The sequence below is a fragment of the Pseudomonas sp. NPDC077186 genome, from assembly GCF_044543505.1.
GTDB lineage: Bacteria > Pseudomonadota > Gammaproteobacteria > Pseudomonadales > Pseudomonadaceae > Aquipseudomonas.
This window is the reverse complement of the sequence record NZ_JBITWE010000004.1, coordinates 310691-336900: the sequence shown is the minus strand read 5'-3', so window position 1 is coordinate 336900 and position 26210 is coordinate 310691. Positions and strand designations below refer to the sequence as shown.

Annotated in this window: 25 protein-coding genes and 1 pseudogene; 22 read left to right on the top strand and 4 right to left on the bottom strand. The window is 70.3% G+C overall.

The genetic code is table 11. The features are described 5' to 3' along the window. Positions 1-147 precede the first annotated feature (147 nt). The 11 genes from ACIGKL_RS17050 (at position 148) to ACIGKL_RS17000 (ending at position 11133) form a co-directional block, all read left to right on the top strand. Positions 148-1815, top strand: a complete 1668-nt coding sequence (locus ACIGKL_RS17050) for an AMP-binding protein (RefSeq protein ID WP_397487666.1) — start codon at positions 148-150, stop codon at positions 1813-1815. Positions 1816-1870: 55 nt separating this feature from the next. Beyond that, complete coding sequence (locus ACIGKL_RS17045) at positions 1871-2314, top strand: hotdog fold thioesterase (protein ID WP_397487665.1); 444 nt, start codon at positions 1871-1873, stop codon at positions 2312-2314. A 115-nt stretch (positions 2315-2429) separates the two neighbouring features. Continuing rightward, the gene (locus ACIGKL_RS17040) at positions 2430-3233 is read left to right on the top strand and encodes an alpha/beta fold hydrolase (RefSeq protein ID WP_397487664.1); all 804 of its coding nucleotides are present in this window, start codon (positions 2430-2432) and stop codon (positions 3231-3233) included. Further along, positions 3230-4093, top strand: a complete 864-nt coding sequence (locus tag ACIGKL_RS17035; RefSeq protein ID WP_397487663.1) for an alpha/beta fold hydrolase — start codon at positions 3230-3232, stop codon at positions 4091-4093. Before ACIGKL_RS17040 ends, ACIGKL_RS17035 begins: the two co-directional genes overlap by 4 nt. Positions 4094-4144: 51 nt before the next feature. After that, complete coding sequence (locus ACIGKL_RS17030; RefSeq protein ID WP_397487662.1) at positions 4145-4807, top strand: glutathione S-transferase family protein; 663 nt, start codon at positions 4145-4147, stop codon at positions 4805-4807. Positions 4808-4815: 8 nt separating this feature from the next. After that, entirely contained in the window at positions 4816-5619 is an 804-nt protein-coding gene (locus tag ACIGKL_RS17025) for a DUF4892 domain-containing protein (protein WP_397487661.1), read from the top strand. Positions 5620-5696: 77 nt separating this feature from the next. Beyond that, positions 5697-6779, top strand: a complete 1083-nt coding sequence (locus ACIGKL_RS17020; RefSeq protein WP_397487660.1) for an AI-2E family transporter — start codon at positions 5697-5699, stop codon at positions 6777-6779. 118 nt (positions 6780-6897) lie between these two features. After that, on the top strand, positions 6898-8043 hold the full coding sequence (locus ACIGKL_RS17015; protein ID WP_397487659.1) for an efflux RND transporter periplasmic adaptor subunit: 1146 nt from the start codon (positions 6898-6900) through the stop codon (positions 8041-8043). Beyond that, positions 8043-8723 carry an ABC transporter ATP-binding protein gene (locus ACIGKL_RS17010; RefSeq protein ID WP_397487658.1) on the top strand — a complete coding sequence of 227 codons (681 nt, stop codon included), beginning with the start codon at positions 8043-8045 and terminating at the stop codon, positions 8721-8723. Before ACIGKL_RS17015 ends, ACIGKL_RS17010 begins: the two co-directional genes overlap by 1 nt. Further along, positions 8723-9937, top strand: a complete 1215-nt coding sequence (locus tag ACIGKL_RS17005; protein WP_397487657.1) for an ABC transporter permease — start codon at positions 8723-8725, stop codon at positions 9935-9937. Before ACIGKL_RS17010 ends, ACIGKL_RS17005 begins: the two co-directional genes overlap by 1 nt. Continuing rightward, the gene (locus tag ACIGKL_RS17000; protein WP_397487656.1) at positions 9937-11133 is read left to right on the top strand and encodes an ABC transporter permease; all 1197 of its coding nucleotides are present in this window, start codon (positions 9937-9939) and stop codon (positions 11131-11133) included. Before ACIGKL_RS17005 ends, ACIGKL_RS17000 begins: the two co-directional genes overlap by 1 nt. Here the strand turns inward: ACIGKL_RS17000 and ACIGKL_RS16995 are convergent, their stop codons facing one another. Beyond that, positions 11134-12138 (bottom strand): patatin-like phospholipase family protein, encoded by a 1005-nt coding sequence (locus ACIGKL_RS16995; protein ID WP_397487655.1) that lies wholly within the window; start codon positions 12136-12138, stop codon positions 11134-11136. A gap of 104 nt (positions 12139-12242) precedes the next feature. On the opposite strand from ACIGKL_RS16995, the gene selD reads away from it, so the two are divergent. From selD to ACIGKL_RS16940, 11 genes and pseudogenes are all read left to right on the top strand, one after another. Next, the gene (gene selD / locus ACIGKL_RS16990) at positions 12243-13277 is read left to right on the top strand and encodes a selenide, water dikinase SelD (RefSeq protein WP_397487654.1); all 1035 of its coding nucleotides are present in this window, start codon (positions 12243-12245) and stop codon (positions 13275-13277) included. After that, the gene (mnmH, locus tag ACIGKL_RS16985; RefSeq protein ID WP_397487653.1) at positions 13277-14377 is read left to right on the top strand and encodes a tRNA 2-selenouridine(34) synthase MnmH; all 1101 of its coding nucleotides are present in this window, start codon (positions 13277-13279) and stop codon (positions 14375-14377) included. The genes selD and mnmH overlap by 1 nt, the downstream gene beginning before the upstream one ends. A 76-nt stretch (positions 14378-14453) precedes the next feature. Then, positions 14454-14732: a hypothetical protein gene (locus ACIGKL_RS16980; protein ID WP_397487652.1), complete on the top strand. Its 279-nt coding sequence runs from the start codon at positions 14454-14456 to the stop codon at positions 14730-14732. Continuing rightward, positions 14732-15337 (top strand): flavin reductase family protein, encoded by a 606-nt coding sequence (locus ACIGKL_RS16975; RefSeq protein WP_397487651.1) that lies wholly within the window; start codon positions 14732-14734, stop codon positions 15335-15337. The genes ACIGKL_RS16980 and ACIGKL_RS16975 overlap by 1 nt, the downstream gene beginning before the upstream one ends. Before the next feature lie 177 nt (positions 15338-15514). After that, a pseudogene (locus ACIGKL_RS16970) lies at positions 15515-16624 on the top strand (HAMP domain-containing protein); the annotation flags it as partial. After that, positions 16607-17479, top strand: coding sequence for a methyl-accepting chemotaxis protein (locus ACIGKL_RS16965; protein ID WP_397487877.1), 873 nt, complete (start codon positions 16607-16609; stop codon positions 17477-17479). The pseudogene ACIGKL_RS16970 and the gene ACIGKL_RS16965, both read left to right, overlap by 18 nt. A 98-nt stretch (positions 17480-17577) precedes the next feature. Continuing rightward, positions 17578-18495, top strand: coding sequence for an AAA family ATPase (locus tag ACIGKL_RS16960; RefSeq protein WP_397487650.1), 918 nt, complete (start codon positions 17578-17580; stop codon positions 18493-18495). Next, positions 18495-19448, top strand: coding sequence for a DUF58 domain-containing protein (locus ACIGKL_RS16955; RefSeq protein WP_397487649.1), 954 nt, complete (start codon positions 18495-18497; stop codon positions 19446-19448). The genes ACIGKL_RS16960 and ACIGKL_RS16955 overlap by 1 nt, the downstream gene beginning before the upstream one ends. Then, complete coding sequence (locus tag ACIGKL_RS16950; RefSeq protein WP_397487648.1) at positions 19445-21430, top strand: DUF3488 and DUF4129 domain-containing transglutaminase family protein; 1986 nt, start codon at positions 19445-19447, stop codon at positions 21428-21430. Before ACIGKL_RS16955 ends, ACIGKL_RS16950 begins: the two co-directional genes overlap by 4 nt. A 107-nt stretch (positions 21431-21537) precedes the next feature. Continuing rightward, positions 21538-22308 (top strand): CHAD domain-containing protein, encoded by a 771-nt coding sequence (locus ACIGKL_RS16945; RefSeq protein WP_397487647.1) that lies wholly within the window; start codon positions 21538-21540, stop codon positions 22306-22308. A 106-nt stretch (positions 22309-22414) separates the two neighbouring features. Beyond that, complete coding sequence (locus ACIGKL_RS16940; RefSeq protein WP_397487646.1) at positions 22415-23212, top strand: acyl-CoA thioesterase; 798 nt, start codon at positions 22415-22417, stop codon at positions 23210-23212. A 1-nt stretch (position 23213) separates the two neighbouring features. Here the strand turns inward: ACIGKL_RS16940 and ACIGKL_RS16935 are convergent, their stop codons facing one another. The 3 genes from ACIGKL_RS16935 to ACIGKL_RS16925 form a co-directional block, all read right to left on the bottom strand. Next, positions 23214-23576: an Mpo1-like protein gene (locus ACIGKL_RS16935; protein ID WP_397487645.1), complete on the bottom strand. Its 363-nt coding sequence runs from the start codon at positions 23574-23576 to the stop codon at positions 23214-23216. A 101-nt stretch (positions 23577-23677) separates the two neighbouring features. Continuing rightward, on the bottom strand, positions 23678-25135 hold the full coding sequence (locus tag ACIGKL_RS16930) for a methyl-accepting chemotaxis protein (protein ID WP_397487644.1): 1458 nt from the start codon (positions 25133-25135) through the stop codon (positions 23678-23680). Between the two features lie 85 nt (positions 25136-25220). After that, complete coding sequence (locus ACIGKL_RS16925; protein WP_397487643.1) at positions 25221-26048, bottom strand: TatD family hydrolase; 828 nt, start codon at positions 26046-26048, stop codon at positions 25221-25223. Positions 26049-26210 lie beyond the last annotated feature (162 nt).

Here is a 26210-nt window from a genome sequence, read left to right as displayed (position 1 = left end):
CCATCCGGGAACCGTAGGCCCGCCCCCGGATGGCATCCGGGCTACGGCGTGCAACATTTCTTAACTTGCGCCGTCCTTGTCTGCGTGGAATAGTCGACCAAGCAAGTGCTTGGTTGACACCCATAAAAACAACAAGGAGGAAGCCCTGTGGCCGATGCGATCCGTCTGCCGCTCGAGCTGTTCTACGAGCGTGAAGCAAGGCACCCGAACAAACGCTACATGGTCCAGCCCCTCGGCGGCGGCCAGTTGCTGGAGCTGAGCTGGGCCGAGGTGGGCGAACAGGCGCGGCGCGCCGCCCACTGGTTGCGCAGCCGCGAACTGGCGCCGGGCAGCCGCATCGCCATCGTGTCGAAGAACTGCGCGCACTGGATAGTCGCCGACCTGGCGATCTGGATGGCCGGGCACGTCTCGGTGCCGCTGTACCCCAACCTCACCGCCGAGTCGATGCGCCAGGTGCTGGAGCATTCCGAAGCGGCGCTGGCCCTGATCGGCAAGCTCGATGACTGGCCGGCCATGGCGCCGGGGCTGCCCGCCGGGCTGCCGACCGTCAGCCTGCCGCTGCACCCGCCGGGCGAGTTCCACTACAGCTGGGACGACCTGCAGCGCTGCGCACCGATCCAGGACGATCCCAAGCCCGCGGCCAACCAGCTGGCCACCATCATCTATACCTCCGGCACCACCGGCACGCCCAAGGGGGTGATGCACCAGTTCGGCAATTTCGGCTTCGCCGCCAGCAATGCCATCGAGTTGTTCGGCGTCGGCGAGGACGACCGCCTGCTGTCCTACCTGCCGCTGTGTCACGTGGCCGAGCGCATGTTCGTCGAGCTGGCATCGATCTACGCCGGGCAGACGATCTTCTTCGCCGAGAGCCTGGACACCTTCCTCGACGACCTCAAGCGCGCACGGCCGACGGTGATGTTCGGCGTGCCGCGCATCTGGACCAAGTTCCAGATGGGCGTGTACGCCAAGATGCCGGCGCACAAGCTCGATCGCCTGCTGAAGCTGCCGCTGATCGGCCGCCTGGTCGGCAGGAAAGTGCTCGCCGGGCTCGGCCTGGACGCCGTGCGCTACGCGCTGTCCGGCGCCGCGCCGGTGCCCGAGGCGCTGCTGGGCTGGTATCGCCGCCTGGGCCTGGAAATCCAGGAGGTCTACGGCATGACCGAGAACTGCGGTTACTCCCACGTGTGCCGGCCAGGCAAGTTCAAGCAAGGCTGGATCGGCCAGAACAGCCCCGGCGTGGAGGTGCGCATCGCCGAGGACGGCGAGGTGCAGGTGCACAGCGGCGCCACCATGCAGGGCTACTACAAGGACCCGGCCAAGACCGCCGAGACCCTCACCGAAGACGGTTTCCTGCGCACCGGCGACAAGGGCGAGCAGGACGCTGAGGGCAACCTGCGCCTGACCGGGCGGATCAAGGAGATCTTCAAGACCAGCAAGGGCAAGTACGTGGCGCCGGCGCCCATCGAGATCCGTCTCGGCGAGCATTCGCGCATCGAGCAGGTCTGCGTGGTCGGCGACGGCCTGCCACAACCCCTGGCGCTCTGCGTATTGTCCGAGGCGGGCCGCCAGGAGGCTGCCAACGACAGCCGTGGCGCGCTGGAAAGCAGCCTCAAGGCGCTGCTCGAGGAGGTCAACCGGCGTCTCGACCAGCATGAGCGGCTGCAGGGGCTGGTGCTGGTCAAGGAGGTCTGGGCGGTGGAGAACGGTTTCCTCACGCCGACCCTGAAGATCAAGCGCAACGTGGTCGAGGGCGCCTACGGCGCGCGCTTCGCCGAGTGGCAGCAGCGCAGCGAAGCGGTGCTCTGGCACGAGTGAATGTGAGCGGGCCGGCGGCGTCGGCCCGGTTTCCCGACAGCATAAGGAATGCCCCATGAGCCTGTGGCGACAAGCCCCCGATCTCGATGCGCTCAACGCGACCCAGAAAAACACCATCGGCGAGCTGCTGGACATCCGCTTCGAGTCCTGCGACGAGCAGTCGCTCAGCGCCAGCATGGCGGTCGATGCGCGTACCCATCAACCCTACGGCCTGCTGCACGGCGGTGCCTCGGTGGTGCTGGCCGAGACCCTTGGCTCCATGGCCAGCTACCTGTGCATCGACAGCAGTCGCTTCTACTGCGTCGGCCTGGAGGTCAACGCCAACCACCTGCGCGGCCTGCGCGCAGGGCGCGTGCATGCCGTGGCGCGGCCGGTGCACCTGGGCCGAACCACCCACGTCTGGGACATCCGCCTGAGCGGCGACGACGGCAAGCCCAGCTGCATCTCGCGCCTGACCATGGCCATAGTGCCGTTGGGCGAGCAGCCGCCCAGGGTCTGAGCGGGCGCCGCCAATAGCCCTGACCATTGCGCCGCCATCAATGGCGGTTACGGTCGTTGCCGCGGCGGCGGGGCTGCCGGAAAATCGCCCGGTGTCCATTTCGCGAGCACCGCGCATGCCGCAGCCGATCTTCTTCGCCCACGCCAACGGTTTTCCCTCGGCCACCTACGCCAAGCTGTTCGCCGCCCTGGCGCCGGACTACCGGGTGCGCCACCTGCAGCAGCACGGCCACGATCCGCGCTTTCCGGTGGACGACAACTGGGCCAACCTGGTCGCCGAGCTGATCCATCACCTCGAAGGCGGCGACGAGCCGGTCTGGGGCGTCGGCCATTCCCTCGGCGGCGTGCTGCATTACCACGCCGCGTTGCTCAGGCCGGAGCTGTACCGCGGCGTGGTGATGCTCGATTCGCCGCTGCTGACCCTGGTCGACCGCATGCTGATCCGCGCCGCCAAGCGCTTCGGCTTTATCGACCGCATCACCCCGGCCGGGCGCACCCTGGGCCGGCGCGAGGCCTTCGCCGACCTGACCGAGGCGCGCGACTACTTCGCCGCCAAGAGCCTGTTCCGCCGCTTCGATCCCGACTGCCTGGACGCCTACGTGCGCCATGGCCTGCAGCCCGCGGGGCAGGGCCTGCGCCTGACGTTCGATCCGGCCACCGAGATCGGCATCTACCGCAGCGTGCCGCACACCGCGCCGGGGCGCCCGCAGCAGCTGGCGGTGCCGCTGGCCATGGTCCGCGGCCGCCACAGCCGAGTGGTGCTACCGCATCACGCCCGCCTGCTGCGGCGCATGCCGCGCGGCGAATACTTGAGCCTGCCCGGCGGCCATATGTTCCCCCTGGAGCGCCCGCAGGCCACCGCCGAGCTGCTGCGCCAGCTGTTCGTCCGCTGGGCCGGCCCGCTTGAGGAGTCCGCATGAGCGCCTGTTTCGAAGAAGTCCGCCTGAGCCTGCCGCATATCGAGTTGGCCGCCCATCTCTACGGCCCCGAGGACGGCGTGCCGGTGCTGGCCCTGCACGGCTGGCTGGACAACGCCGCCAGCTTCGCCCGCCTGGCGCCGAAGCTCGAGGGTCTGCGCATCGTCGCCCTGGATTTCGCCGGCCACGGCCATTCCGAACACCGCCCGGCGGGCGCCGGCTACGCCCTGTGGGATTACGCCTACGACGTGCTGCAGGTGGCCGAGCAGTTCGGTTGGCGGCGCTTTGCCATCCTCGGACACTCCATGGGCGCGATCAGCGCGGTGCTGCTGGCCGCCGCCATGCCCGAGCGCATCGCCCGCCTGGCGCTGATCGACGGCCTGGTGCCCTATACCGGCGAGGCCGACAGCGCACCGGCGAAACTCGGCGAGGCGTTGCGCGCCAAGCTCGCCCTGGATGGCAAGCGCAAGCCGGTGTACGCCGAGGTGGCGCGAGCCGTCGAGGCGCGCATGAAGGGCGTCGGTGCGGTCAGCCGCGAGGCCGCCGAACTGCTCGCCCAACGCGGCCTGATGCCGGTGCCCGGCGGCTACACCTGGCGCACCGACAGCCGCCTGACCCTGGCCTCGCCCTTGCGCCTGAGCTGGGCCCATGCCCAGGCCTTCGTTCGCGCCCTGCAATGCCCGGTCAGCCTGGTGCTGGCCGAGCAGGGCATGATGCAGGCGCAGCCGGCGGTGCAGCAGCTGCTGCAGGGCCTGTCGTTCGAGCTGCACCGCCTGCCGGGCGGCCACCACCTGCACCTGGACGACGAGGCCGGCGCGCAACGTGTCGCGGATTGTTTCAATCCATTCTTGCGCTTGCCTTGACTTGCCGCCGGCTCATGGGGAAAGGTGTGGCGGTCTGCCATGGAGGATCGCATGATCGACCTGTATACCGCCGCCACCCCCAATGGGCACAAGGCATCCATCGCCCTGGAGGAACTCGGCCTGCCTTATCAGGTGCACGCCCTCAGTTTCGAGCGCAAGGAGCAGAAGGCCGCGGCCTTTCTGCGTATCAACCCTAACGGCCGCATCCCGGCCATCGTCGATCGCGACCATGACGACTTCGCCGTGTTCGAGTCCGGCGCCATCCTCATCTACCTCGCCGAGAAGACCGGGCAACTGCTGCCCAGCGACGCCAAGGGGCGCTCGCTCGCGCTGCAGTGGCTGATGTTCCAGATGGGCGGGGTCGGCCCGATGCAGGGCCAGGCCAATGTGTTCTTCCGCTATTTCCCACAGAAGCTGCAGGGCGCCATCGACCGCTACCAGCACGAGACCCGCCGCCTCTACGAGGTGCTCGACGCGCGCCTGGGCGAGGTCGAATACCTGGCCGGCGACTACAGCATCGCCGATATCGCCACCTTCCCCTGGGTGCGCGTGCACGACTGGGCCGGCGTCTCGCTCGACGGGCTGGCGCATCTGCAGCGCTGGCTGGACGCCATCGCGGCGCGCCCGGCGGTGCAGCGCGGCCTGCAGGTGCCGCAGCGCGAGGCCGACGAGGCGCGCCTGGTAAAAGCCGCGCAAGCGATGCTGATCCAATGAGGGCGCGTATGAAAGGTTTTGCCCTAGTGGCCGCACTGCTGGGCAGCGCCGTCGTGCTGGCTGCCGATCTGCCCGGCAGTCGCGACCTCGACAGCCTGCCGCGTTTCCCGGCGAGCAAGATCGTCGCCTTCGCCGAGAGCCCGCAGCTCGAACGCGTCTACCCGCAGGGCTCGATCCGCCGCATCAGCGGGCGCCTGCGCTACGAGCGGGAGATCCTGGTGCAGGGCCGGCACGCCGCGGTGACCTACGAACTGCCGCGCACCCACAGCGCCGACCAGGTATTTGCCAGCGCGCGCGAGGCCCTGCTGGAGCGGGGCGCCGAGCTGCTCTACTGGTGCCAGGGGCGCGAATGCGGCGCCAGCAGCCTGTGGGCCAATTCGGTGTTCGGCAACGCCACCCTGTACGGTTCCGACGACCAGCAGGCCTATGCGCTGCTGCGCCTGGCCGAGCCCAACCACGACAGCCTGCTGGCGCTGTACAGCATCACCCGCGGCAACCGCCGCGCCTACTTGCATGCCGAGCAGCTGGATGCCGAGGCGCCGCTGGGCGAGCTGCTGCCGACCCCGGCGACCCTGCTGCGCCAGCTGCGCAGCGACGGCCTGCTGCAACTGCCCGACGCAGCCCGGGCCGACAGCGCCTGGGCCGAGGTGCTGGCGCGCAGCCTCAACCTCGACAGCACCCTGCGCGTCAGCCTCTCCGGCAGCCAGGCGCAGGCCTGGCGCGAGGCGCTGATCGCCCAGCGCGTGCGCGAGGCGCGTCTGGAGCTCGGCGAGGGTGCCGGCGAAGCCCTGGCGGTGCGTCTATTGCGCTAAGCTGCGCGGCACAACCAGGCACATCCAGAGCGCCCTCCAGGGGCGCTCTGTCGTTGCAACGAAGGGAGTTTCGGGTCATGGCCACTAACGATCGTCTGCTGGTGCAGATTCTGCTGCTCGGCCTGCTGGCCGCCAGCCTCTGGGTATTGGCGCCGTTCTGGTCGGCGCTGTTCTGGGCCGCGGTGCTGGCCTTCGCCAGCTGGCCGCTGATGCGGCTGCTGACCCAGGCGCTGCAAGGGCGGCTGTCGCTGGCCGCGGGCATCCTCACCTGCGGCTGGGTGATCCTGGTAGCGGTGCCGCTGATCTGGCTGGGGTTCAACCTGGCCGATCACATCAAGGACGCCAACGCGCTGATCAAGGACCTGCAGGTCGAGGGCCTGCCGCCGCCGCCGAGCTGGCTGATCGGCCTGCCGCTGGTGGGCGAGCGCCTGGCCAATCTGTGGCTGACCATCGACCAGCAGGGCGCGGCCTTCTTCGCCACCCTGCGGCCCTACCTCGGCCAGGTCGGCAACTGGCTGCTGGCGCGCAGCGCCCAACTCGGCGGCGGCATGCTGGAGCTGGGCCTGAGCCTGGTGCTGGTGTTCTTCTTCTACCGCGACGGCCCGCGCCTGGCGGTGTTCGTCCACAGCCTGCTGGAACGGCTGATCGGCGAGCGCGCCGACCACTACCTGGAGCTGGTGGCCGGCACCGTGCAGCGGGTGGTCAACGGCGTGATCGGCACCGCCGCGGCCCAGGGCCTGCTGGCGCTGATCGGCTTCTGGATCGCCGGGGTGCCGGGGGCGCTGGTGCTGGGCATTCTCACCTTCGTCCTCAGCCTGGTGCCGATGGGCCCGCCGCTGGTGTGGATACCGGCCACCGCCTGGCTGGTGTGGCAGGGCGAGTACGGCTTCGCCCTGTTCCTCGGCGTCTGGGGCATGTTCGTCATCAGCGGCGTGGACAATATCCTCAAGCCCTACCTGATCAGCCGCGGCGGCAACCTGCCGCTGGTGGTGGTGCTGCTCGGGGTGTTCGGCGGCATCCTCGCCTTCGGCTTTATGGGGCTGTTCCTCGGCCCGACCCTGCTGGCGGTGGCCTACAGCCTGCTCAGCGACTGGGTGGCGGAGAAGGCGCCGGACAACCAGGCGGCCCTCGACCGGCTGCCGCCGGACAAACCGGCATGAGACGTATCAACCGTTGAAACTAAGAACCTCTATCAAGAGACCAATGGCGGGTGCGCCGCGTTGTTGGCGGGGGGAGGCTGACCTAGGCTGAGGTTGGGGTGTCAAGAAAGAGGCACTTATGCGCAGTCTGTCGATTTCCCTCATCGTTTTCGCCGGTTTATTGGCGGTTGTATGGTGGTGGCAGCGGCCCCAACCGATGCCCGTGCAACTGATCGCGGTGGAGCGCGGCCCGGTGGAAACCCTGGTCGCCAATACCCGCGCCGGCACCCTGAAATCCTGTCGCCGCTCGCGGCTGTCGTTCAACGTCGGCGGCCAGGTCAGCGAGCTGCTGGTCGAGGAGGGCCAGCACGTCGAGCTTGGCCAGGTGCTTATGCGCCTGCGCCAGGACGACCGCCAGGCGCGGGTCGAGGAGGCCGGCGCGCGCCTCGAGGTGCGCCGCAGCGAACGCGAGCAGCTGTGCCGCAAGGCCGAGCTGTACCAGCGCGATCACCGCCGCCTGCAGCACCTGGGCGAACGCAAGCTGACCTCGCTCGAGCGCCTCGACCAGGCCGAGACCAAGGCGCGCCTGGCGCAACTGGCCTGCACCGCGCAGCAGGTGCAGATCCGCGAGGCCGAGGCCAACCTGACGCTGCAGCGCTCGCTGCTCGACCAGACCGTGCTGCGCGCGCCCTTCGCCGGGGTGGTGGCGCAGATCAACGGCGAGCTGGGCGAGTTCGTCACCCCCTCGCCGCCGGGCATTCCGACCCCGCCGGCGGTGGACCTGATCGACGACAGCTGCCTCTACGTCGATGCGCCGATCGACGAGGTGGACGCCGGCCGGGTGCGTATCGGCATGCCGGTGCGGATCAGCCTGGACGCCTTTCGCGGCCGCCATTTCCACGGCCAGGTCAGCCGCATCGCGCCCTTCGTGCGCGAGCTGGAGAAGCAGGCGCGCACCGTCGACGTCGAGGTGCGCTTCGCCCAGTTGCCGGTGGACGTGACCCTGCTGGCCGGCTACAGCGCCGACGTGGAAATCCTCCTGGAGCAGAGCGCCGGCAGCCTGCGCATCCCCACCGAGACCCTGCTGGAGGGGCGCCGGGTGCTGCGCTACGACCCGGCCACCGGCGTGTTGCGCGAGGTAGAGTTGAACACCGGGCTGGCCAACTGGCGCTGGACCGAGGTGCTGGGCGGCCTGCGCGAGGGCGAGCGGATTCTCGCCAGCCTCGACCGCGAGGGGCTCAAGGACGGCATCGCGGTGGTCTCGCGCAGCGCGGAAGCGCAGTGATGATCCGCCTGCAGGGGGTGACGCGCGGCTTCGCCAGCGGCGAGCAGCGGGTCGTCGGCCTGACGGCGCTGGATCTGCAGATCGCCGCCGGCGATTACCTGGCGGTGGTCGGCCCGTCCGGCTCGGGCAAGTCGACCCTGCTCAATATCCTCGGCCTGCTCGACGTGCCGGATGCCGGCGAATACTGGCTCAACAATGAGGCCACCGCGGCGCTCGACGAGCGTCGCCGCGCCGAGCTGCGCAGCCGCCATATCGGTTTCGTGTTCCAGGCCTACCACCTGATCCCACGGCTGGACGTGCTGGAAAACATCGAGCTGCCGATGCTCCTGGCCGGCATCGACCCCGCCGAGCGGCGCCGCCGCAGCCGCGAGCTGGCCGAGCGCCTCGGCCTCGGCCAGCGCCTGGGTCATCGCCCGGCCGAGCTGTCCGGCGGTCAGCGCCAGCGGGTGGCCATCGCCCGCGCCATGGTCATGCGCCCGGCACTGCTGCTGGCCGACGAACCCACCGGCAACCTCGACAGTCAGGCCGGCGGCGAGGTGTTCGCCCTGCTCGAGGCGCTGAATGCCGAGGGCCAGACCCTGGTGGTGGTGACCCATGACCTGCAGCACGCGGCACGCGCACGGCGCCAGCTGTGGCTGCACGACGGCCAGGCGCGGCCGCCGCAACTGCGGGTGGCCTGATGCGCGCCGCCGACCTCTGCGCCCTGTGGCTCGGCGGGCTGCGCGGGCACCGTTCGCGCAGCGCCATGCTGTTGCTGGCCATCGCCATTGGCGTGTTCGCCGTGGTGCTGCTCAGCGGCCTGGGCGAGGGCGCCCGGCGCTTCGTCATCGGCGAGTTCGACCAGCTCGGCCGCCACCTGCTGATCGTGGTGCCGGGGCGCAACCAGACCACCGGCGGCATGCCACCGGTCACCGGCCTGGCGCCGCGCGAGCTGACCCTCGGCGATGCCCTGGCCATCGCCCGCCTGCCGCAGGTGCGGCGGGTGGCGCCGCAGCAGTCGGGGCGCGCCGAGGTGCGCGCCGGCAATCGCCACCGCGAGACGCTGATCGTCGGCACCGACCACCATTTCTTCGCCATGCGCGGTCTGCAACTGGCCCAGGGCCAGGCGCTGCCGGAACTGGCCGCGGGCCAGGGCGAGGCGGTCGGCGTGCTCGGCGCACGGCTGCGCCGCGAGCTGTTCGGCGACGCACCGGCGCTGGGCCAGTGGCTGCGCGCCGGCGACCGGCGGCTGCGGGTGATCGGCGTGCTGGCCGAACGCGGCGAGTCGCTGGGCATGGATTTCTCCGACAGCCTGCTGATACCCCTGGCCAACGCCCAGGCGCTGTTCGACCGCGAGGGCCTGCTGCGCATCTTCGTCGAGCTGCGCGGCGCCAGTTACCTGGACAGCGCGCAGCGGCAGATTCGCGCCAGCCTGACTCGCCGTCACCAGGGCAAGGAGGACTTCACCCTGGTCGGCCAGGACGCCCTGCGCGGCACCTTTGAGCAGATTCTCGCGCGCCTGACCCAGGCGCTCGGCGGCATCGCCGCGATCAGCCTGTTGGTGGCCGGTATCCTGGTGATGAACGTGACCTGGATTTCGGTCAACCAGCGCACCGCCGAGATCGGCCTGCTCAAGGCCCTCGGCGCCAGCGCCGGACAGGTGCGCCTGGTGTTTCTCGGCGAGGCGCTGCTGCTCGCCCTGGCCGGTGCGCTGGCCGGTTTGCTGCTGGCCGAGCTGCTGCTGTGGGGGGCGCGCCTGGCCACTGCGCTGCCGCTGCATGCGCCCTGGTGGGCACGCCTGGCCAGCCTGGGCCTGGCGTTGGCCTGCGCCGGGCTGTTCGCCTGGCTGCCGGCCAACCGCGCCGCGCGCATGGCGCCGGTGCAGGCGCTGCACGGCGCGGCGGGGGCCGGCTGATGCAACTGCGCGACGGTCTGCGCCTGAGCGGCTCGGCGCTGCTCAGCCGGCCCCTGCGCAGCCTGCTGACCCTGCTCGGGGTGGCCATCGGCATCGCCGCCATGGCCCTGCTCACCGCCATCGGCGACGGCCTGCGCGGCTACGTGCAGGACAACTTCGCCCAGTTCGGCACGCGCAACCTGACCATCCGCCCGGGCATGACCCGCACCGGCGGCCTCGGCGGCGTGCTCAGTAACGTGCGCCCGCTGACCATCGCCGACGCCGACGCGCTGCGCCGCCTGGCCCACGTCGAGGCGGCGGTGCCGATCATCCAGGGCAACGGCGACATTCAGTTCGCCGGCCTGACCCGTTACACCGGGGTGCTCGGCTGCGGCCATCAGATGGCCACGGCCTGGCGCCTGCCGCTGGCCCTCGGCCAGTTTCTCCCCGAGCCGCGCGACGGCCGCTCGCCGCCCTACGTGGTGCTCGGCCACACCCTGCGCCAGGAACTGTTCGGCGCGGCCAACCCGCTGGGGCAGACGGTGCGGGTCGGCGGCACGCGCTTCCGGGTGATCGGGGTGATGGCGCGCCAGGGCCAGCTGCTCGGCTTCGATATCGACGACATCGCCTACGTGCCGGTGGACTGGGCCGAAAGCCTGTTCAACCGCGACGGCCTGGCCAAGATCAACCTGGTGTTCAACGCCGGTATCGCCGCGCCGCAGATGAGCGAGCGGGTGCGCCGGCTGCTGATCGAGCGCCACGGCGAGGAGGATTTCAACCTGACCACCCAGGACGACATGCTGCGCAGCCTGGACCGCATCCTCGCCATGTTCAGCGTCGCGGTGGCGGCGCTGGGCGGCATCTCGCTGCTGGTGGGGGCGGTGGGCATCCTCACCATCATGACCACCGCGGTGGCCGAGCGCGCGGCGGAAATCGGCCTGCTGCGCGCGGTCGGCGCCACCTCGCGGCAGGTGTTGGCGCTGTTTCTCGGCGAGGCGCTGCTGCTGTCGCTGCTCGGCGGGCTGGCCGGGCTGCTGCTGATGGGCGCGCTGCTCGGCGCACTGCAACTGGCGCTGCCGGGGCTGCCGCTGGCCGTGCAGCCGGGCGTCCTGCTATTGGCGCTGCTGCTGGCGGCGCTGGTCGGGGTGCTCTCCGGCATCGCCCCGGCGCGGCGCGCGGCGCGCCTGCAGCCGGTCGAGGCGCTGCACAGTGAGTGATCAGCCCTCGCGCTCGTAGCGCTCGAGGGTGTCGCGGGCGATCTGGCGGCCGAGCATGATCAGCTCCGGCGCCTTGTAGAACTCGAAGAAACGGCACACGCGCTTGGGCACGTTGATCAGGATGTCCGGCGGGTAGCCGGCGATCTTGTACTGCGCCAGCGAGGTCTGCATCACCTCGAAGCTCTGGTTGACCAGCTCCAGTAGCGAGGCCGGGCCGCTGAACTCGGCGACCCGCGAGCCGCTGGCGGATTTCGGCGCGGCGCCGTTTTCGCCACGGCTGGGCGCCGCGGCCGGGCCGATGGCGTCGGCCTGTTGCTGTTCGGCGGCCAGCAGCAGGACGTCGTCCTCGCTCTTGCGGCGAAAGCTCGGCAGGCGCGAGCCGAGCGTGGCCATCAACTGGTCGATGCGCCCCTTGAGCGCGGCCGGCCGCTCGATCAGCGGCAACTGGTAGTGGCTCTGGTTGGTGGCGTTGAGGTTGACCGCGATGATCAGGTCGCAGTGGCTGGACACCACCGGCACGATCGGTAACGGGTTGAGCAGGCCGCCGTCGACCAGCATGCGCTTGCCCTGCACCACCGGGGTGAACAGGCTGGGAATCGCCGCCGAGGCGCGCATCGCCTGGTGCAGGCAGCCTTCCTGGAACCAGATTTCCTGCTGGTTGGTGAGGTCGGTGGCGACCGCGGTGAAGGGGATCGCCAGCTCCTCGATATTGATCTCGCCGACTATGTCGTGGATGCGCCCGAACACCCGCTCGCCGCGGATGGCGCCGAGGCGGAAGCTGACGTCGATCAGGCGCAGCACGTCGAGGTAGTCCAGGCTTTCGGTCCACTCGCGGTACTCGCGCAGCTTGCCGGCGGCGAAGATGCCGCCGACCACCGCGCCCATCGAGCAGCCGGCGATGCAGCCGATCTCGTAGCCGCGCGCCTGCAGTTCCTCGATCACGCCGATATGGGCGTAGCCGCGCGCGCCCCCCGAGCCCAGTACCAGCGCCACTTTCTTGCTCATGCGAAAAATCCCCCATCTATGTTTCGACCTTACTCGCGCAAAGGCGCTGCGCCAAGGCGGTCTTTGCTAGAATCCGCCGCCAGTCGTCGATGCAAGAGAGAGCCATGAGCGAGCCGATTCGTTTGACCCAGTACAGCCACGGCGCCGGTTGCGGCTGCAAGATTTCCCCCAAGGTGCTGGAGGTGATCCTCGCCGGCAGCGGCGCGCAGAACCTCGACCCGCGCCTGTGGGTCGGCAACGCCTCGCGCGACGACGCGGCGGTGTACGCCATAGACGAAGAACGCGGGGTGGTCTCGACTACCGATTTCTTCATGCCCATCGTCGACGATCCCTACGACTTCGGCCGCATCGCCGCGACCAACGCCATCAGCGACATCTACGCCATGGGCGGCGACCCGCTGATGGCCATCGCCATCCTCGGCTGGCCGGTCAATGTGCTGGCCCCGGAGGTCGCCCGCGAGGTGATCCGCGGCGGCCGCGCGGTGTGCGACGAGGCCGGTATCCCGCTGGCTGGCGGTCACTCCATCGACGCCCCCGAGCCGATCTTCGGCCTGGCCGTCACCGGCCTGGTGGACAAGCGCCATATGAAGCGCAACGACAGCGCCACGGCCGGCTGCCGGCTGTACCTGAGCAAGCCGCTGGGCATCGGCATCCTCACCACCGCGGAGAAGAAGGCCAAGCTGCGCAGCGAGGACGTCGGCCTGGCGCGCGACTGGATGTGCACCCTGAACAAGCCCGGCAGCCGCTTCGGCAAGCTCGCGGGCGTCCGTGCGATGACCGACGTCACCGGCTTCGGCCTGCTCGGTCACCTGCTGGAAATGGCCGACGGCAGCAGTCTCACCGCGCGGGTGGCGTTCGCCAAGGTGCCGCGCCTGGACGGCGTCGAGTATTACCTGGAGCAGGGCTGTGTGCCCGGCGGCACGCTGCGCAACTTCGACAGCTACGGCGAGAAGATCGCGCCGCTGCCGGAGCTGGCCAAGCTGCTGCTGTGCGACCCGCAGACCAGCGGCGGCCTGCTGATCGCCGTGGCGCCGGAGGGCGAGGCCGAGTTCCTCGCCGCGGCCGCCGAGCTGGGGCTGGCCCTGGCGCCCATCGGCGAGATGGTCGAGCGACAGCGCTACGCGGTCGAGGTGCTGTGATGCGGGACAACAGCGCCGACTACCGCGACATCTTTCTGGGCGACCGGCCGATGATGGACGCCCGCGCGCCGGTGGAATTTCTCAAGGGCGCCTTCCCCGGCGTGGTCAACCTGCCGCTGATGGACGATCTCGAGCGGCAGAAGGTCGGTACCTGCTACAAGCAGCGCGGCCAGCAGGCGGCCATCGAGCTGGGCCACCAGCTGGTCAGCGGCGCGCTGAAGGACGAGCGCATAGCGGCCTGGGCGGCCTTCGCCAGGGCCCACCCGGACGGTTACCTGTATTGCTTTCGCGGCGGCCTGCGCTCGCAGATCGTCCAGCAGTGGCTGAAAAGCGAGGCGGGCATCGACTACCCGCGGGTGATCGGCGGCTACAAGGCGATGCGCGGCTTTCTCCTGGAAACCAGCGAGCAGGCGGTGGCCGAGTGCGACTTCGTCCTGGTCGGCGGCATGACCGGCACCGGCAAGACCGAGGTGATCGGCCAGCTGGACAACGCCCCGGACCTGGAAGGCCACGCCAACCACCGCGGCTCCAGCTTCGGCAAGCGCGCCAGCGCCCAGCCGGCGCAGATCGATTTCGAGAACGCCCTGGCCATCGACCTGCTCAAGCGTCGCGCGCGCGGCCAGCGCCAGTTCGTGCTGGAAGACGAGGCGCGCCTGATCGGCCGCTGCTCGCTGCCGCTGCCGCTGTACCAGGCCATGCAGGACTACCCGCTGGTGTGGCTGGAAGACAGCCTGGAGCATCGCGTCGAGCGCATCCTGCAGGCCTACGTGGTCGAGCTGTGCGCCGAGTTCGTCGCCGCCCACGGCGAGGAGGCCGGTTTCGCCGCCTTCGCCGCACGCCTGCGCGAGAGTCTGGCCAATATCACCCGGCGCCTCGGCGGCGAGCGCTACCAGCGCCTGGCGGCGATCATGGATCAGGGCCTGGAAGAGCAGGCCGCCGCCGGCCAGGTCGACACCCATCGCGGCTGGATCGAGGCGCTGCTGGTGGAGTACTACGACCCGATGTACGTGTTCCAGCGCGAGAGCAAGGCCGGGCGCATCGAGTTCGTCGGCGAGCAGCAGGCGGTGGTGGAGTATCTGCGTCAACGCGCCGAGCGCTGAGCCGGGCACTTTCCCCGGGCGCCGGCGTCCTACACTGGGTCTATCCGTAGTCATGTCCTCTTAAGGAGTGTGGTCGATGAAACATTGGATCTGTTTGCCCCTGCTGGCCCTGGCGCTGAGCGGTTGCGCCGGCAAGACGGTTTACCGCGATACCTGCGCCAACCAGCTGGATGCCGCATGGAAGGAGCTGAGCATCGCCGAGGCCGAAGGCTTCGCCGGCACGGTCAGCTACTCCAAGGCGCTGTCGCTGCTCACCGCGGCCAAGACCCAGCAGCAGTTCGAGGCCTACGAGGGCTGCACCAGCAAGGCCGAGCGGGCGCGCTTCTACATCCGCGAATCGCGAGCGGGGCGCTGATGCAACTCGACTTCGCCACCCTGAGCCCGCTGGAGGCCTACCGCTGGCTGGCCTCCAGCGTCACCCCGCGGCCCATCGCCTGGGTTTCCACCCGTTCCCCGGACGGGGTGGCCAATCTGGCGCCGTTCAGCTTCTTCCAGGTGATCAGCGACAACCCGCCGACCCTGCTGGTCAACGTCAACACCCGCGACGACGGCAGCCTCAAGGACAGCCTGCGCAACGCCCAGGCCAGCGGCGAGCTGGCGATCCAGCTGGTCGGCTTCGCCCAGGCCGAGGCGATGAACGCCAGCGCGGCGATTCTGCCGCACGAGGTCAGCGAGTTCGCCCATTGCGCCATCGCCAGCCTGCCGTGCGAGCGCATCGACGTGCCGCGGGTGGCCGGCGCGCCGGTGACCTTCGAGTGCCGGGTGGCGCAGATCCAGCCCTATCCGGCGGCGAACCCCAACTGCCACCTGATCTTCGCCGAGGTACTGCTGGCGCATATCGACGATGCCGTGCTCAGCGAGCAGGGTCGCCTCGACCCGCTCAAGCTCGACCTGGTCGGCCGTCTCGGCGGCAGCGCCTACTGCCGCACCACCGAGCTGTTCCAGATGCAGCGGCCATAAATCCGCCCGGCGAGCCTGTTTTAACGCAGCCGGGCCTAGGCGCAGCAGCCTTTGAACAGACTCTGGAAACGACCTCCAGTTAGCTGATCCTGCCATTTCAGGCCTTGCTGGCTTGTCGCCAGTAGGGTGGCGCTCCTATGTTCGGCCATTCGCGGCGAGCAGTAGGCGGGGGCGGTCATGGGGAGCGGGTGGAGCAATCGGCTGGCCAGTCTGAGCACGGCCAGCAAACTGATGTTGGGTTTCGCCCTGGTGCTGGGGCTCACCGCCCTGGTGGCCGGCACCGGGTTGCTGGCGCTGCGCGAGGTGAACGCCGGCGCGGCGCTGCAGCAGCGCATGAGCGCGCTTGGCGCGCAGGTGCTGCACATGCGCCACAGCGAGCAGGCCTTCGCCCTGAGCGGCGATCCGCAGCAGGCCACGCGCCTGGCCGAGCAGGCCGAGGCGATAGTGCAGGCCAGCGCCGCCCTGCAGGGCGAGTTGGACGCCGATAGCGCGGCGCTCCTGGCGCCGCTGGCGCCGGCGCTGGCCGACTACCGCGCCGCCTTCGCCCGTTACGTGGAACTCACCGACAACATGCAGCTGTCGCTGCAGGCCGCCGACTGGCTGGTGGTCAGCGCAGCCAACAGCCTCGACCTGCTGCAGGAGGGGCTGAGCGAGGACGGTGTCGACCTGCTCAAGCGCAGCCAGGGCGAGCAGGGCGGCGAGGCGGTGCTGCAGGCCGGGCAGGTCGGCAAGATTCACCAATTGCTGCTGCAGGCGCTGGACCAGGCCCGCCAGCGCCTGGAGGCGAGCCGGCGCAGCGACGCGCTCGAGCGGGTCGAGATCGCCCAGGCCGGCGAGGCCCAGGCGTTGGCCGCCGCGCTGCGCGACGCGCTGGATGACCCCGGCTACGCCGCGGTGCTCGGCGAGGTGGTGGTCAATGTCGACTCCTTCAACGAGCGGCTCAAGGAATATGCCGAGCAACTGCAGCAGCAGAAGCAGGTCTACCAGCAGCTGGTGGCGCAGATCGAACAACTGCTCGGCCAGGTCGAACAGGCCCTAGGCGCCCAGCGCCAGGCCATGCAGGCTGCGCAGCAGGCGAGCAGCGCCCTGATCCTGCTGGCGGCGGCCCTGGCCCTGCTGGTCGGCCTGGGCGCCGCGCTGGCCATCAGCCTGGCCATAGTGCGGCCGCTGAAACGGGTGATCGGCCTGGCCGAGCGCATCGCTGCCGGCGACCTGAGCACGCGCATCGACATCGGCCGGCGCGACGAGATCGGCCAGTTGCTCGGCGCCATGCAGGCGATGGCCGGCAACCTGCGCGAGATGGTCGGCCGCCTGCAGGGCGGGGTGACCCAGCTGTCCAGCTCGGCGCAGTCGCTGTCGGCGGTGACCGAGCAGACCCGCCAGGGGGTCAATGGGCAGAAGCTGGAGACCGATCAGGTGGCCACCGCCATGAGCCAGATGACCGCCACGGTGCATGAGGTGGCGCGCAACGCCGAGGCCGCCGCGGCTTCCACCGAGCAGGCCGATCGGCGCGTCGACAGTGGCAGCCAGGTGGTGCGCCAGACCCTGCAGCGCATCGACCAGCTGGCCGGCGCCATGGACGCCACCACCGCCAGCATCCAGCGCCTGAGCCAGGACGCTCAGCGCATCGACGCGGTGCTGGAGGTGATCAAGAACGTCGCCGAGCAGACCAACCTGCTGGCGCTCAACGCCGCCATCGAGGCGGCGCGCGCCGGCGAGCAGGGCCGCGGCTTCGCCGTGGTCGCCGACGAGGTGCGCGCCCTGGCCAGACGCACCCAGCAGTCCACCGCCGAGATCGAGGCGCTGATCGCCGCGCTGCGCGAGGGCAGCCGCCGCGCGGTGGCCGACATGGCGCAGAGCGCCAGCCTGGTGAGCCAGACGGTGGTGGACGCCAACCAGACCGAGGGCGCGCTGACGGCCATCGCCGAGGCGGTGACGCGGATCTTCGAGATGAACCAGCAGATCGCTGCGGCGGCCGAGCAGCAAACGGCGGTGGCCGAGGAGATCAACCGCAGCGTCACCTCGATCCGCGATATCGCCGACCAGTCGGCGGTGGCGATGGACCAGACCGCCGCCTCGAGCATCCAGCTGGCCGAACTGGGCCGCGAGCTGCAGGGCATGGCCGGGCATTTTCGTCTGTAAGGGCGGGCGTGCTCACAGTTTCGTCAGCAAAGATTACATGGCGCTTTGCCGCATTCGAGCGGCCCAGTAGCATCGGCGGTCTGCATAAGGAGCCAACGATGCGAAGCAAACTGGACGCCTGCCTGGACTCGGTCAATCAGGTCCTGCTGGGCAAGGAGGCGCAGGTGCGCCTGGCGCTGACCTGCCTGCTGGCGCGCGGTCACCTGCTGATCGAAGACCTGCCCGGCATGGGCAAGACCACCTTGAGCCATGCCCTGGCGCGGGTGCTGGGGCTGAGCTTCCAGCGTATCCAGTTCACCTCCGACCTGTTGCCCGGCGACATCCTCGGCACCTCGGTGTTCGACAAGGACAGCGGCCAGTTCGTCTTCCACCCCGGGCCGATCTTCGCCGAGCTGGTGCTGGCCGACGAGATCAACCGCGCCACGCCGAAGAGCCAGAGCGCGCTGCTCGAAGCCATGGAGGAGGGCCAGGTGACCATCGAGGGCGCCACCCGGCCGCTGCCCGAGCCGTTCTTCGTCATCGCCACGCAGAACCCGGTGAGCAGCGGCGGCACCTTCGCCCTGCCGGAATCGCAGCTGGACCGCTTCCTCATGCGCCTGTCGCTGGGTTATCCGGCCCAGGCGGCGGAGAAGGCGCTGCTGCTCGGCGATGCTCGGCGCGAGCTGCTGCCGCGGCTGCAGCCGATTCTCGACCATGCCGAGCTGGCCCGGCTGCAGGCCGAGGTGCCCAAGGTGCGCGCCAGCGATGCACTGATCGATTACGTGCTGCGCCTGGTCGAGGCCACCCGCAGCCAGCCGCAATTCGCCTGGGGTCTGTCGCCGCGCGCCAGCCTGGCGCTGCTGGCCGCGGCGCGGGCCTGGGCGCTGCTGGCCGAGCGCGACTACGTGATCCCCGAGGATGTGCAGGCGGTGCTGCCCTCGGTGGTCGGCCACCGCCTGCGCGAGCGCGCCGACCCCACCGGCCACGGCGGCGGCAGCCTGGTGCAGTGGCTGCTGCGCGAAGTGCCGGCGCTCTGATGCGCGCCGCGCTGAAACCGCTGTGGAGCCGCTGGCTGGCGCGGCGCATTCCGCCGGCGGCCAGCGTGCGCCTCAATCAGCGGCGCATCTTCATCCTGCCCAGCCGGGTCGGCGCCGCCTATGGCCTGGCCCTGCTGCTGATGCTGCTGGTGGGCATCAACTACCAGAACAGCCTGGCCTACGGCCTGACCTTCCTGCTGATGGCGGTGTTCGTGGTCGCCATCCTGCACACCTATCGCAACCTGGCCGGGCTGGTGCTCAAGGCCGGCGGTGGCGGCGCGGTGTTCGTCGGCGAACAGGCGCGCTTTCACGTGCGCCTGGAAAGCCGCGAGCGCGAGCACCAGGCCGTGGCCCTGGGGTGGCCGCCGGCCGAGCTGCTGGCGCGCGACGTGCCGCGCCAGGGCCAGGCCGAGCTGGAACTGAGCCTGCCGGCGCAGCGCCGTGGCTGGCTGCGCCCGGGCCGGTTGCGGGTGGAGAGCCGCTTTCCCCTCGGCCTGCTGGTGGCCTGGAGCTGGGTCGATCTGGATCAGGCGGTGCTGGTCTATCCGCGGCCGCTGGAGGGCGAGCTGCCGTTGGCCGCCGGCCTGGGCGCCGAGGACGAGGAGGGCATGCGCGCCCGCGGCCAGGGCGCCGACGATTTCCAGGGCCTGCGCGACTACCAGCCGGGCGACTCCAAGCGGCGCCTGGACTGGAAGGCCTATTCGCGCGGCCAGGGCCTGCTGGTCAAGGAGTTCGCCATGCTCGGCGGGCGCGACCTGTGGCTGGACTTCGAGCAGTTGGGCGGCGATGCGGAGCTGCGCCTGTCGCTGCTCTGCCACTGGGTGCTGCAACTGGCCGAGCGGCAACAGGCGTTCGGCCTGCAGCTGCCGGGGCAGGTGATCGCCCCGGACTCCGGTGAAGGCCATCGCGACGCCTGCCTGCGTGCCCTGGCGCTGTTCGGTGAGCTGGCATGAGCACACTGCCGGGCATTCCGCGCATTGCCCTGACCTGGCTGCTGGTGGCCCAGCTGCTGGTGATCCTGCCGCACCTGGTGCATCTGCCACCGTGGATGATCGCCCTGTGGCTGGGCGCGGCCGCCTGGCGCGTGCAGATCTTCCGCATGCGCGCACGCTACCCCAACGGCTGGGCCAAGGGCGGCCTGATGCTGCTGGTGCTGGCCGGCGTGCTGTTGTCGCGCGGCACTCTGGTGGGGCTGGACGCGGCGGTGGTGCTGCTGATTGCCACCTTCGTCCTCAAGCTGGTGGAGATGCGCAGCCGGCGCGACGCCCTGGTGCTGATCTTCCTCGGCTTCTTCTGCGTGGTGACCGCCTACCTGTTCGACGACGGCATCCTCGCCGCGCTGTACAGCCTGCTGCCGGTCACCGCGCTGCTCGCCGCGCTGGTCGGCCTACAACACAGCGGTTTCGCCGAGCGGCCCTGGCCCACCCTGCGCCTGGCCGGCGGCCTGCTGCTGCAGGCGCTGCCGCTGATGGTCCTGCTGTTTCTGTTCTTCCCGCGCATGGGCCCGCTGTGGTCGCTGCCGCTGCCCAGCGACAAGGGCGTCACCGGGCTGTCGGACAGCATGGCGCCGGCCGATATCGCCCAGCTCAGCCGCTCCTCGGCGCTGGCCTTTCGCGTCAGCTTCGACGGCCCGGTGCCGCCGCGCGAGCAGCTGTACTGGCGCGCGCTGACCCTGGAGCGTTTCGACGGCCGGCGCTGGTCGCAATCCAACTACGCCGAGTTGCCCGCGGCGCCGCAGTGGCGCCAGGCGGGCGAGGCACTGGACTACAGCATCGTCATGCAGCCCAGCGGCAAGCCCTGGCTGTTCGCCCTCGACGTCGGCGAGCTGGCGCAGGACGAAGGGCGCATGATGAGCGACTTCCGCTGGCAGCGGCGGCGCCCGGTGGATCGCCCCTTGCTCTACCAGGTGCGCTCCTGGCCGCAGGCGCTGCGCGAGGCGGACGGCGAACCGCCGGCGTTGCGCCGCGCGCTGCAACTGCCCGAGCAGGGTGATGCGCGCAGCCGCGCCTGGGCCGCCGAGCTGCAGCGCCAGCATCCGCAGGCCGATGCGCTGGTCGCCGCGCTGCTGCAGCATTTCAACCGCGAGCCCTACGTCTACACCCTGCGCCCGCAGCCGCTGGGCGCGGACAGCATCGACGACTTCCTGTTCAACACCCGCCGCGGCTTCTGCGCCCACTACGCCGGCGCCATGACCTTCGTCCTGCGCGCCGCCGGCATTCCCGCGCGGGTGGTGGCCGGCTACCAGGGCGGCGAGCTCAACCCCAGCGGCAACTACATCCAGGTGCGCCAGTTCGACGCCCACGCCTGGGTCGAGTACTGGCAGCCGGGTCGCGGCTGGCGCAGCGTCGATCCCACCTTCCAGGTGGCGCCGGAGCGCATCGAGCAGGGCCTGGAGGAGGCGCTGGCCGAGGAGGACGGCTTCCTCGACGACCAGCCCTTCTCGCCGCTGCGCTACCGCGAACTGGCCTGGCTCAACCAGTTGCGCCTGAGCTGGGAAAACCTCAACTACGGCTGGCAGCGCTGGGTGCTGGGTTACCAGGGCGAGCAGCAGTTGCAGTTGCTGCAGCGCTGGTTCGGCAGCCTCGACTGGCAGCGCCTGGCGCTGGCCCTGGTCGGCAGCGGCACGCTGCTGCTCGGCCTGCTGGCGCTGTGGCTGCTCAAACCCTGGCAGCAGCGCCGCGATCCGCAGCGCCAGGCCTTCCGCCGCTTCGAGCAGCTGCTGGCGCGGCACGGCGTGCGGCGCCAGGCGGGCGAGGGGCCGCGCGCCTTCGCCGAGCGCGCGAGCCGCGAATTGCCGGGCCAGGCGCCGGCGATCCAGGCCTTCGCCCGCTGTTTCGAGGCCCAGCGCTACGCCGGTCAGGCCCCCTCGCGGGCGGCCCTGCGCCAGGCGCTGGGCGAGTTGCGCAGGGCCTTGCCCTGGAGCCTGTTGCGTTAGTGCGGTCTTGCATGATTCCTTAATCCAAACATCGGGCCGTGGGGTGCGCCGTGCGCACCTTGCAGGCCGACCTCCATCTCACAACGATCCGAGTAAGGGGTGTGCGCATGAAGGGTTTCGTCGAGCGGATCCTGGCCCGGGTGCTGGCGTTGCAGGTGCGCCTGTATGCCTGCCAGGCGCGCCTGGCAGGCGCCACCGACGCGGAAGCCCTGCACGATCTGCGCATCGCCCTGCGCCAGTTGCGCAGCCTGTTACGCCCCTTGCGCGGCCTGCCGGCGGTGGACGCGTTGGCGCAGGGCGCCGCCGTGCTGGGCCGCCTCACCGGCCCGTTGCGCGACCGCGAGGTGTTGGCGGCCGAGCTGCGTCGCCTGGGGCTGAGCGACTTGGCCCAGGCCGCCGAGGCGCAGCGGGTCGCCGGGCATGCCGCCGTCGCCGCCAGTCGCGAGCTGGCCGACTTGCTGCTGCTGTTCGATGCCTGGCCGGCAAGCTGGCGGCGGGCCGCCGCCGAAGGCCAACTGCGCGGCCTGGGCAAACGCATCCGCCGCCGTTTGCGCCGTCAGCAGCGGCAACTGGCGGACGCCCTGCGCGATCCGGCGCACGACCGTCACCGCCTGCGCCTGCTGATCAAGCGGGTACGCTACGCCGCCGAGGCCTATCCGCGGCACAGCGGCCCGAGCGAGGCGGCACAGGGCCGGTTGAAACGCGCGCAGGGCGAGCTGGGCGACTGGCACGATCGTCTGCAGTGGCTGGCGCAGAGTGCTTCCAGCGAGGCCCTGCGGCCCTGTCGCGCGGCCTGGCTGCAGGCCCAGGCAGAGGCCGAGCGGCGCGCGGACGAGGCGCTGCTGGCGCTGCATGGCGACTTCCTGCTGGAAAAATAAGGCGACATTTTCGCCGTAACTATGGCCGAATAACCGTCCTTTCGGTCTATCGTTCGGCCTCCACCATCCCCTAAGATCGACGCCATCTATCGTTTGCGAGGTGGCTATGACCTTTTCCGAATTGCTGCAGGCCGTGCGCACCAACCCCGAGGCGCTGGTGATTCCGCCGCTCTGGGGCCAGGGTCGCGCCAGTTTCGGCGGCCTGGTGGCGGCACTGGCCTTCGAGGCCATGAGCGCCAAGGTGCCGCCGGGGCGGCCAGTGCGCTCGCTGGCCCTCACTTTCGTCGGCCCGGTCGCGGCGGACGTGCCGCTGAGCTTTCAGGCCGAGGTGCTGCGCGAGGGCAAGGCGGTCAGCCAGCTGTGCCTGCGCGCGGTGCAGGACGGTCAGGTGGTGACCATGGTGCAGGGCAGCTTCGGCGCCGCGCGCGCCTCGGCCATCGAGGTGGCGCCGCTGCCGGCGCCGCAGATCGAACCGGCCGAGCGTTGTCAGGAGCTGCCCTACCTGCGCGGCGTCACCCCCGAGTTCACCCGCTTCCTGGCCATGCGCTGGGGCATCGGCGGCATGCCGTTCACCAACAACCCCTCGCGGCAGATGGGCGGCTGGGTGCGTCTGCGCGGCGAGGCCGAGCCGCAGGCGCTGAGCGAGGCGCACCTGCTGGCGCTGGTCGATGCCTGGCCGCCGGCGGTGCTGCCGCATCTGAAGAGCCCGGCGCCGGGCAGTTCGCTGACCTGGACCATCGAGTTCGTCCAGCCGCTGCAGGAGCTGAGCACCGAGCACTGGTGCCTGTACCGCGCCGAGATCGAGCACGCCCGCGACGGTTACGGTCATATCGCCGCGGCGTTGTGGAGCCCGACAGGCGAGCTGATCGCCATCAGCCGGCAGACGGTGACGGTGTTCGGCTGAATCAGTGGCGCTTGCGCCGGCGCCAGGCGCGCCACCAGGCGCCGCTGAAGAGAAAGCGCGGGAAGGTCACGCACTGTTCCAGCAGCAGGCGTTTGACCGCATCGCGCTTGCCGGCGAAGGGCTCCGGCGCCTGCTGCTCCAGACGATGACCATGGGCCTGCAGGGCGAGGGCGGCCAGCAGACCGATGGCGCCCAGCGCCAGGGGCACGAAGCCCAGGCGCCACAGGCCGATCAGCAACAGCGCGGCCGACAGCAGAAACAGCGGCACCGCCAGCAGATGCAGCAGCAGGTTGGTTGGGTGGCGGTGCTGGTCAGCGTAGTGGCGCCATTGCCAGGCCGGCAGGTTGGGGCGGCGCTTGCTCATGCTGCATTCCTCTGGGTCATGCAGCGAGTCTAGGGCGGCCGCCTGGGGCGCGGCGAATTGCCCTTGGCTATGGTGCAGATAGGCTCAAGGCTAGAGGCCTGCTACAGGCGCAGCTGACGAATCGCCTGGCTCAGCTCGCCGGCCAACTGAGCCAGTTGCTGGCTGGTGGCGGCGGAGTCGAGGGTCTGGCCGACGGTCTGCTCGGTGACGTCGCGGATGCCCACCACCGAACGGCTCATCTCCTCGGCCACCTGGCTCTGCTGGGCGGCGGCCACGGCGATCTGGGTGTTGCTGTCGCGCATCAGCGCCACCGCAGCGGTGATCGCCGCCAGCGCCTCGCCGGCCTCCTGCGCCAGCTGCACGCACTGGTTGGCGCTGTCGGAACTCTCGCGCATGAACTCCACGGCGTCGCGGGTGCCGGCCTGCAGGTTGCCGATCATCTGGGTGATCTCGTCGGTGGAGTCCTGCACCCGCTTGGCCAGGTTGCGCACCTCGTCGGCCACCACGGCGAAGCCGCGGCCCATCTCGCCGGCGCGGGCGGCTTCGATGGCGGCGTTGAGCGCCAGCAGATTGGTCTGCTCGGCGATGCCGTGGATGACCCCGACCACCCGGTTGATGTGCTGGCTGTCCTCGGCCAGGCGCTCGATGGTGCCGGCGCTTTGCTGCACGCCGCGCGACAGCCCGGCGATGGACTGCTCGACGCGACCGACCGCGGCCTGGCCTTCGCGGGCCAGCTGGTCGGCATTGTGCGACTGGTCGCGGGTGCTGCCGGCGTGCTCGGCGATATGCTGCACGGTGGCGGACATCTGGTTGATCGCGGTGGCCGCCTGGTCGGTCTCGCTCTGCTGGTCGAGCATGCCCTGGCGCACCGCGCCCATGCGCTCGGCCATGCTGCGGGTGCCGCTGTCCAGTTCGGCGGCGACCTGGCCGACGGTGCCGACCACGCGCTGGTAGCCGGCCTGCATGGCGTTGAAGGCGGCGGCCATCTGGCCGACCTCGTCGCGCCCCTCCAGCGGCACGCGCAGGGACAGGTCGCCGCTGCGCTCGACCTGCAGCATCACGTCCTTGAGGGTGTTGAGGTGGCTGAGCAGGAAGCGGATCAGCAGCTGCGAGGCGGCCAGAAGCAGCAGCATCAGCGCGGCCACGGCGCCGGCGTAGGCCGGTGCGTGCTGGGCGAACAGCTGGCGCAGGCCGGGCGCGCGGCTCAGCAGCGCCACGCGGCGACCGTCGCTCAGGGTCGCCAGCTGCGCGCCGGTCAGCGGGGAGTCGCTCAGCCAGGGATCGTGCGCCAGCGCCTGCCAGCCGCTGGCGTCGGGTTGGCCCAGGGCGCCGGGCAGGCGTTCGCCATCTGCCAGTAGGCGCAACTGTGCGAGGGTTGGCAGCGCCGCCTGCGCCGGCCAGTGCGCCAGCAGGCGCGCCTGCTCGACCGCGGCCTGGCGGGCTGCGCGCTGCTCGCTATGCAGGGCGAACAGCACCAGCAGCAGGCTGGTGGCGAAGGCCACGGCGTTGACCGCCCAGAACTTGTACTTGAGGGAAATATCGCTGATCCAGGCGCCCATGCTTGGTAGTGTCCGCGTACGACAGCCGCTATTGGCCAAATGCCAGCAGTGTCGTCGAGCCCCGGGGTGCAAGTGTTGACCGGGATCAAGACTCCGGCGCGGCAGGCTCCGTCAGCTGCGGCAGGGCGAAGAAGGCGCGGGCGCAGGCGGTGGTCTCGGCGGCCAGCTGCGCCTGGCTCTGGCCACGGTGCTGCGCCACCTCGCGCAGCACTTCGCCAAGGAAGGCCGGCTCGTTGCGCCCGTTTTTCGGCTTGGGTCGCAGGCTGCGCGGCAGCAGGAAGGGCGCGTCGGTCTCCAGCATCAGACGGCCGCCGGGGATGTCCTTGAGCAGTGGATGCAGGTGGGTGCCGCGGCGCTCGTCGCAGACCCAGCCGGTGATGCCGATATGCAGGTCGAGGTCCAGATAGGCGTAGAGCGCCTGGCGCTCGCCGGTGAAGCAGTGCACCACCGCCGCCGGCAGCCGGTCGCGAAAATCGCGGAGAATCTCCAGCAGGCGCTGGCTGGCCTCGCGCTCATGCAGGAACACCGGCATGTTCAGCTCGGCGGCCAGCGCCAGCTGCTGCTCCAGGGCCTTCTCCTGCAGCGGTCGGGGGGAGAAGTCGCGGTCGAAATCCAGCCCGCATTCGCCCACCGCGCGCACCTCGGCTTCGCCCAGCAGGGCCTTGAGCGCCGCGGCGCTGGCGCCGTTCCAGCTGCTGGCGTCGTGCGGGTGCACGCCGGCGGTGCTGAACAGCCGCTCGCCGCTGGCGTCCAGCCGTCGGCATAGCGCCAGGCTGGCTTCGCTTTCGGCCAGACTGGTGCCGGTCAGCAGCAGCTGGCAGACGCCGGCGGCGTAGGCGCGCTCGAGCAGGGCTTCGGCCTGCGCGGCGAGGCTGGGGTGGGTCAGATTGACGGCGATATCGATGAGTTGCATGGTGCCACCTGGTCCGAGCGAACGAGCAGCATAGCAGAAGCGTTCCGTTCGTCAGAAAGGCAATTGAAAACAACAAGTTGGCGATGCTTTTTAAGGTTGAGGCAAGGTTGCGGGCTGGCGCCACCGGCGCCAGCTGTGCGACCCTCCGCGCCCCGCGCGCAG

Bases quoted from the DNA above. Each gene is read 5' to 3' on its own strand.
- ACIGKL_RS17045 (WP_397487665.1), top strand. From the start codon at position 1,871: ATGAGCCTGTGGCGACAAGCCCCCGATCTCGATGCGCTCAACGCGACC.
- ACIGKL_RS17040 (WP_397487664.1), top strand. From the start codon at position 2,430: ATGCCGCAGCCGATCTTCTTCGCCCACGCCAACGGTTTTCCCTCGGCC.
- ACIGKL_RS17035 (WP_397487663.1), top strand. From the start codon at position 3,230: ATGAGCGCCTGTTTCGAAGAAGTCCGCCTGAGCCTGCCGCATATCGAG.
- ACIGKL_RS17030 (WP_397487662.1), top strand. From the start codon at position 4,145: ATGATCGACCTGTATACCGCCGCCACCCCCAATGGGCACAAGGCATCC.
- ACIGKL_RS17025 (WP_397487661.1), top strand. From the start codon at position 4,816: ATGAAAGGTTTTGCCCTAGTGGCCGCACTGCTGGGCAGCGCCGTCGTG.
- ACIGKL_RS17020 (WP_397487660.1), top strand. From the start codon at position 5,697: ATGGCCACTAACGATCGTCTGCTGGTGCAGATTCTGCTGCTCGGCCTG.
- ACIGKL_RS17015 (WP_397487659.1), top strand. From the start codon at position 6,898: ATGCGCAGTCTGTCGATTTCCCTCATCGTTTTCGCCGGTTTATTGGCG.
- ACIGKL_RS17010 (WP_397487658.1), top strand. From the start codon at position 8,043: ATGATCCGCCTGCAGGGGGTGACGCGCGGCTTCGCCAGCGGCGAGCAG.
- ACIGKL_RS17005 (WP_397487657.1), top strand. From the start codon at position 8,723: ATGCGCGCCGCCGACCTCTGCGCCCTGTGGCTCGGCGGGCTGCGCGGG.
- ACIGKL_RS17000 (WP_397487656.1), top strand. From the start codon at position 9,937: ATGCAACTGCGCGACGGTCTGCGCCTGAGCGGCTCGGCGCTGCTCAGC.
- ACIGKL_RS16995 (WP_397487655.1), bottom strand. From the start codon at position 12,138: ATGAGCAAGAAAGTGGCGCTGGTACTGGGCTCGGGGGGCGCGCGCGGC.
- selD (WP_397487654.1), top strand. From the start codon at position 12,243: ATGAGCGAGCCGATTCGTTTGACCCAGTACAGCCACGGCGCCGGTTGC.
- mnmH (WP_397487653.1), top strand. From the start codon at position 13,277: ATGCGGGACAACAGCGCCGACTACCGCGACATCTTTCTGGGCGACCGG.
- ACIGKL_RS16980 (WP_397487652.1), top strand. From the start codon at position 14,454: ATGAAACATTGGATCTGTTTGCCCCTGCTGGCCCTGGCGCTGAGCGGT.
- ACIGKL_RS16975 (WP_397487651.1), top strand. From the start codon at position 14,732: ATGCAACTCGACTTCGCCACCCTGAGCCCGCTGGAGGCCTACCGCTGG.
- ACIGKL_RS16965 (WP_397487877.1), top strand. From the start codon at position 16,607: ATGCAGGCGATGGCCGGCAACCTGCGCGAGATGGTCGGCCGCCTGCAG.
- ACIGKL_RS16960 (WP_397487650.1), top strand. From the start codon at position 17,578: ATGCGAAGCAAACTGGACGCCTGCCTGGACTCGGTCAATCAGGTCCTG.
- ACIGKL_RS16955 (WP_397487649.1), top strand. From the start codon at position 18,495: ATGCGCGCCGCGCTGAAACCGCTGTGGAGCCGCTGGCTGGCGCGGCGC.
- ACIGKL_RS16950 (WP_397487648.1), top strand. From the start codon at position 19,445: ATGAGCACACTGCCGGGCATTCCGCGCATTGCCCTGACCTGGCTGCTG.
- ACIGKL_RS16945 (WP_397487647.1), top strand. From the start codon at position 21,538: ATGAAGGGTTTCGTCGAGCGGATCCTGGCCCGGGTGCTGGCGTTGCAG.
- ACIGKL_RS16940 (WP_397487646.1), top strand. From the start codon at position 22,415: ATGACCTTTTCCGAATTGCTGCAGGCCGTGCGCACCAACCCCGAGGCG.
- ACIGKL_RS16935 (WP_397487645.1), bottom strand. From the start codon at position 23,576: ATGAGCAAGCGCCGCCCCAACCTGCCGGCCTGGCAATGGCGCCACTAC.
- ACIGKL_RS16930 (WP_397487644.1), bottom strand. From the start codon at position 25,135: ATGGGCGCCTGGATCAGCGATATTTCCCTCAAGTACAAGTTCTGGGCG.
- ACIGKL_RS16925 (WP_397487643.1), bottom strand. From the start codon at position 26,048: ATGCAACTCATCGATATCGCCGTCAATCTGACCCACCCCAGCCTCGCC.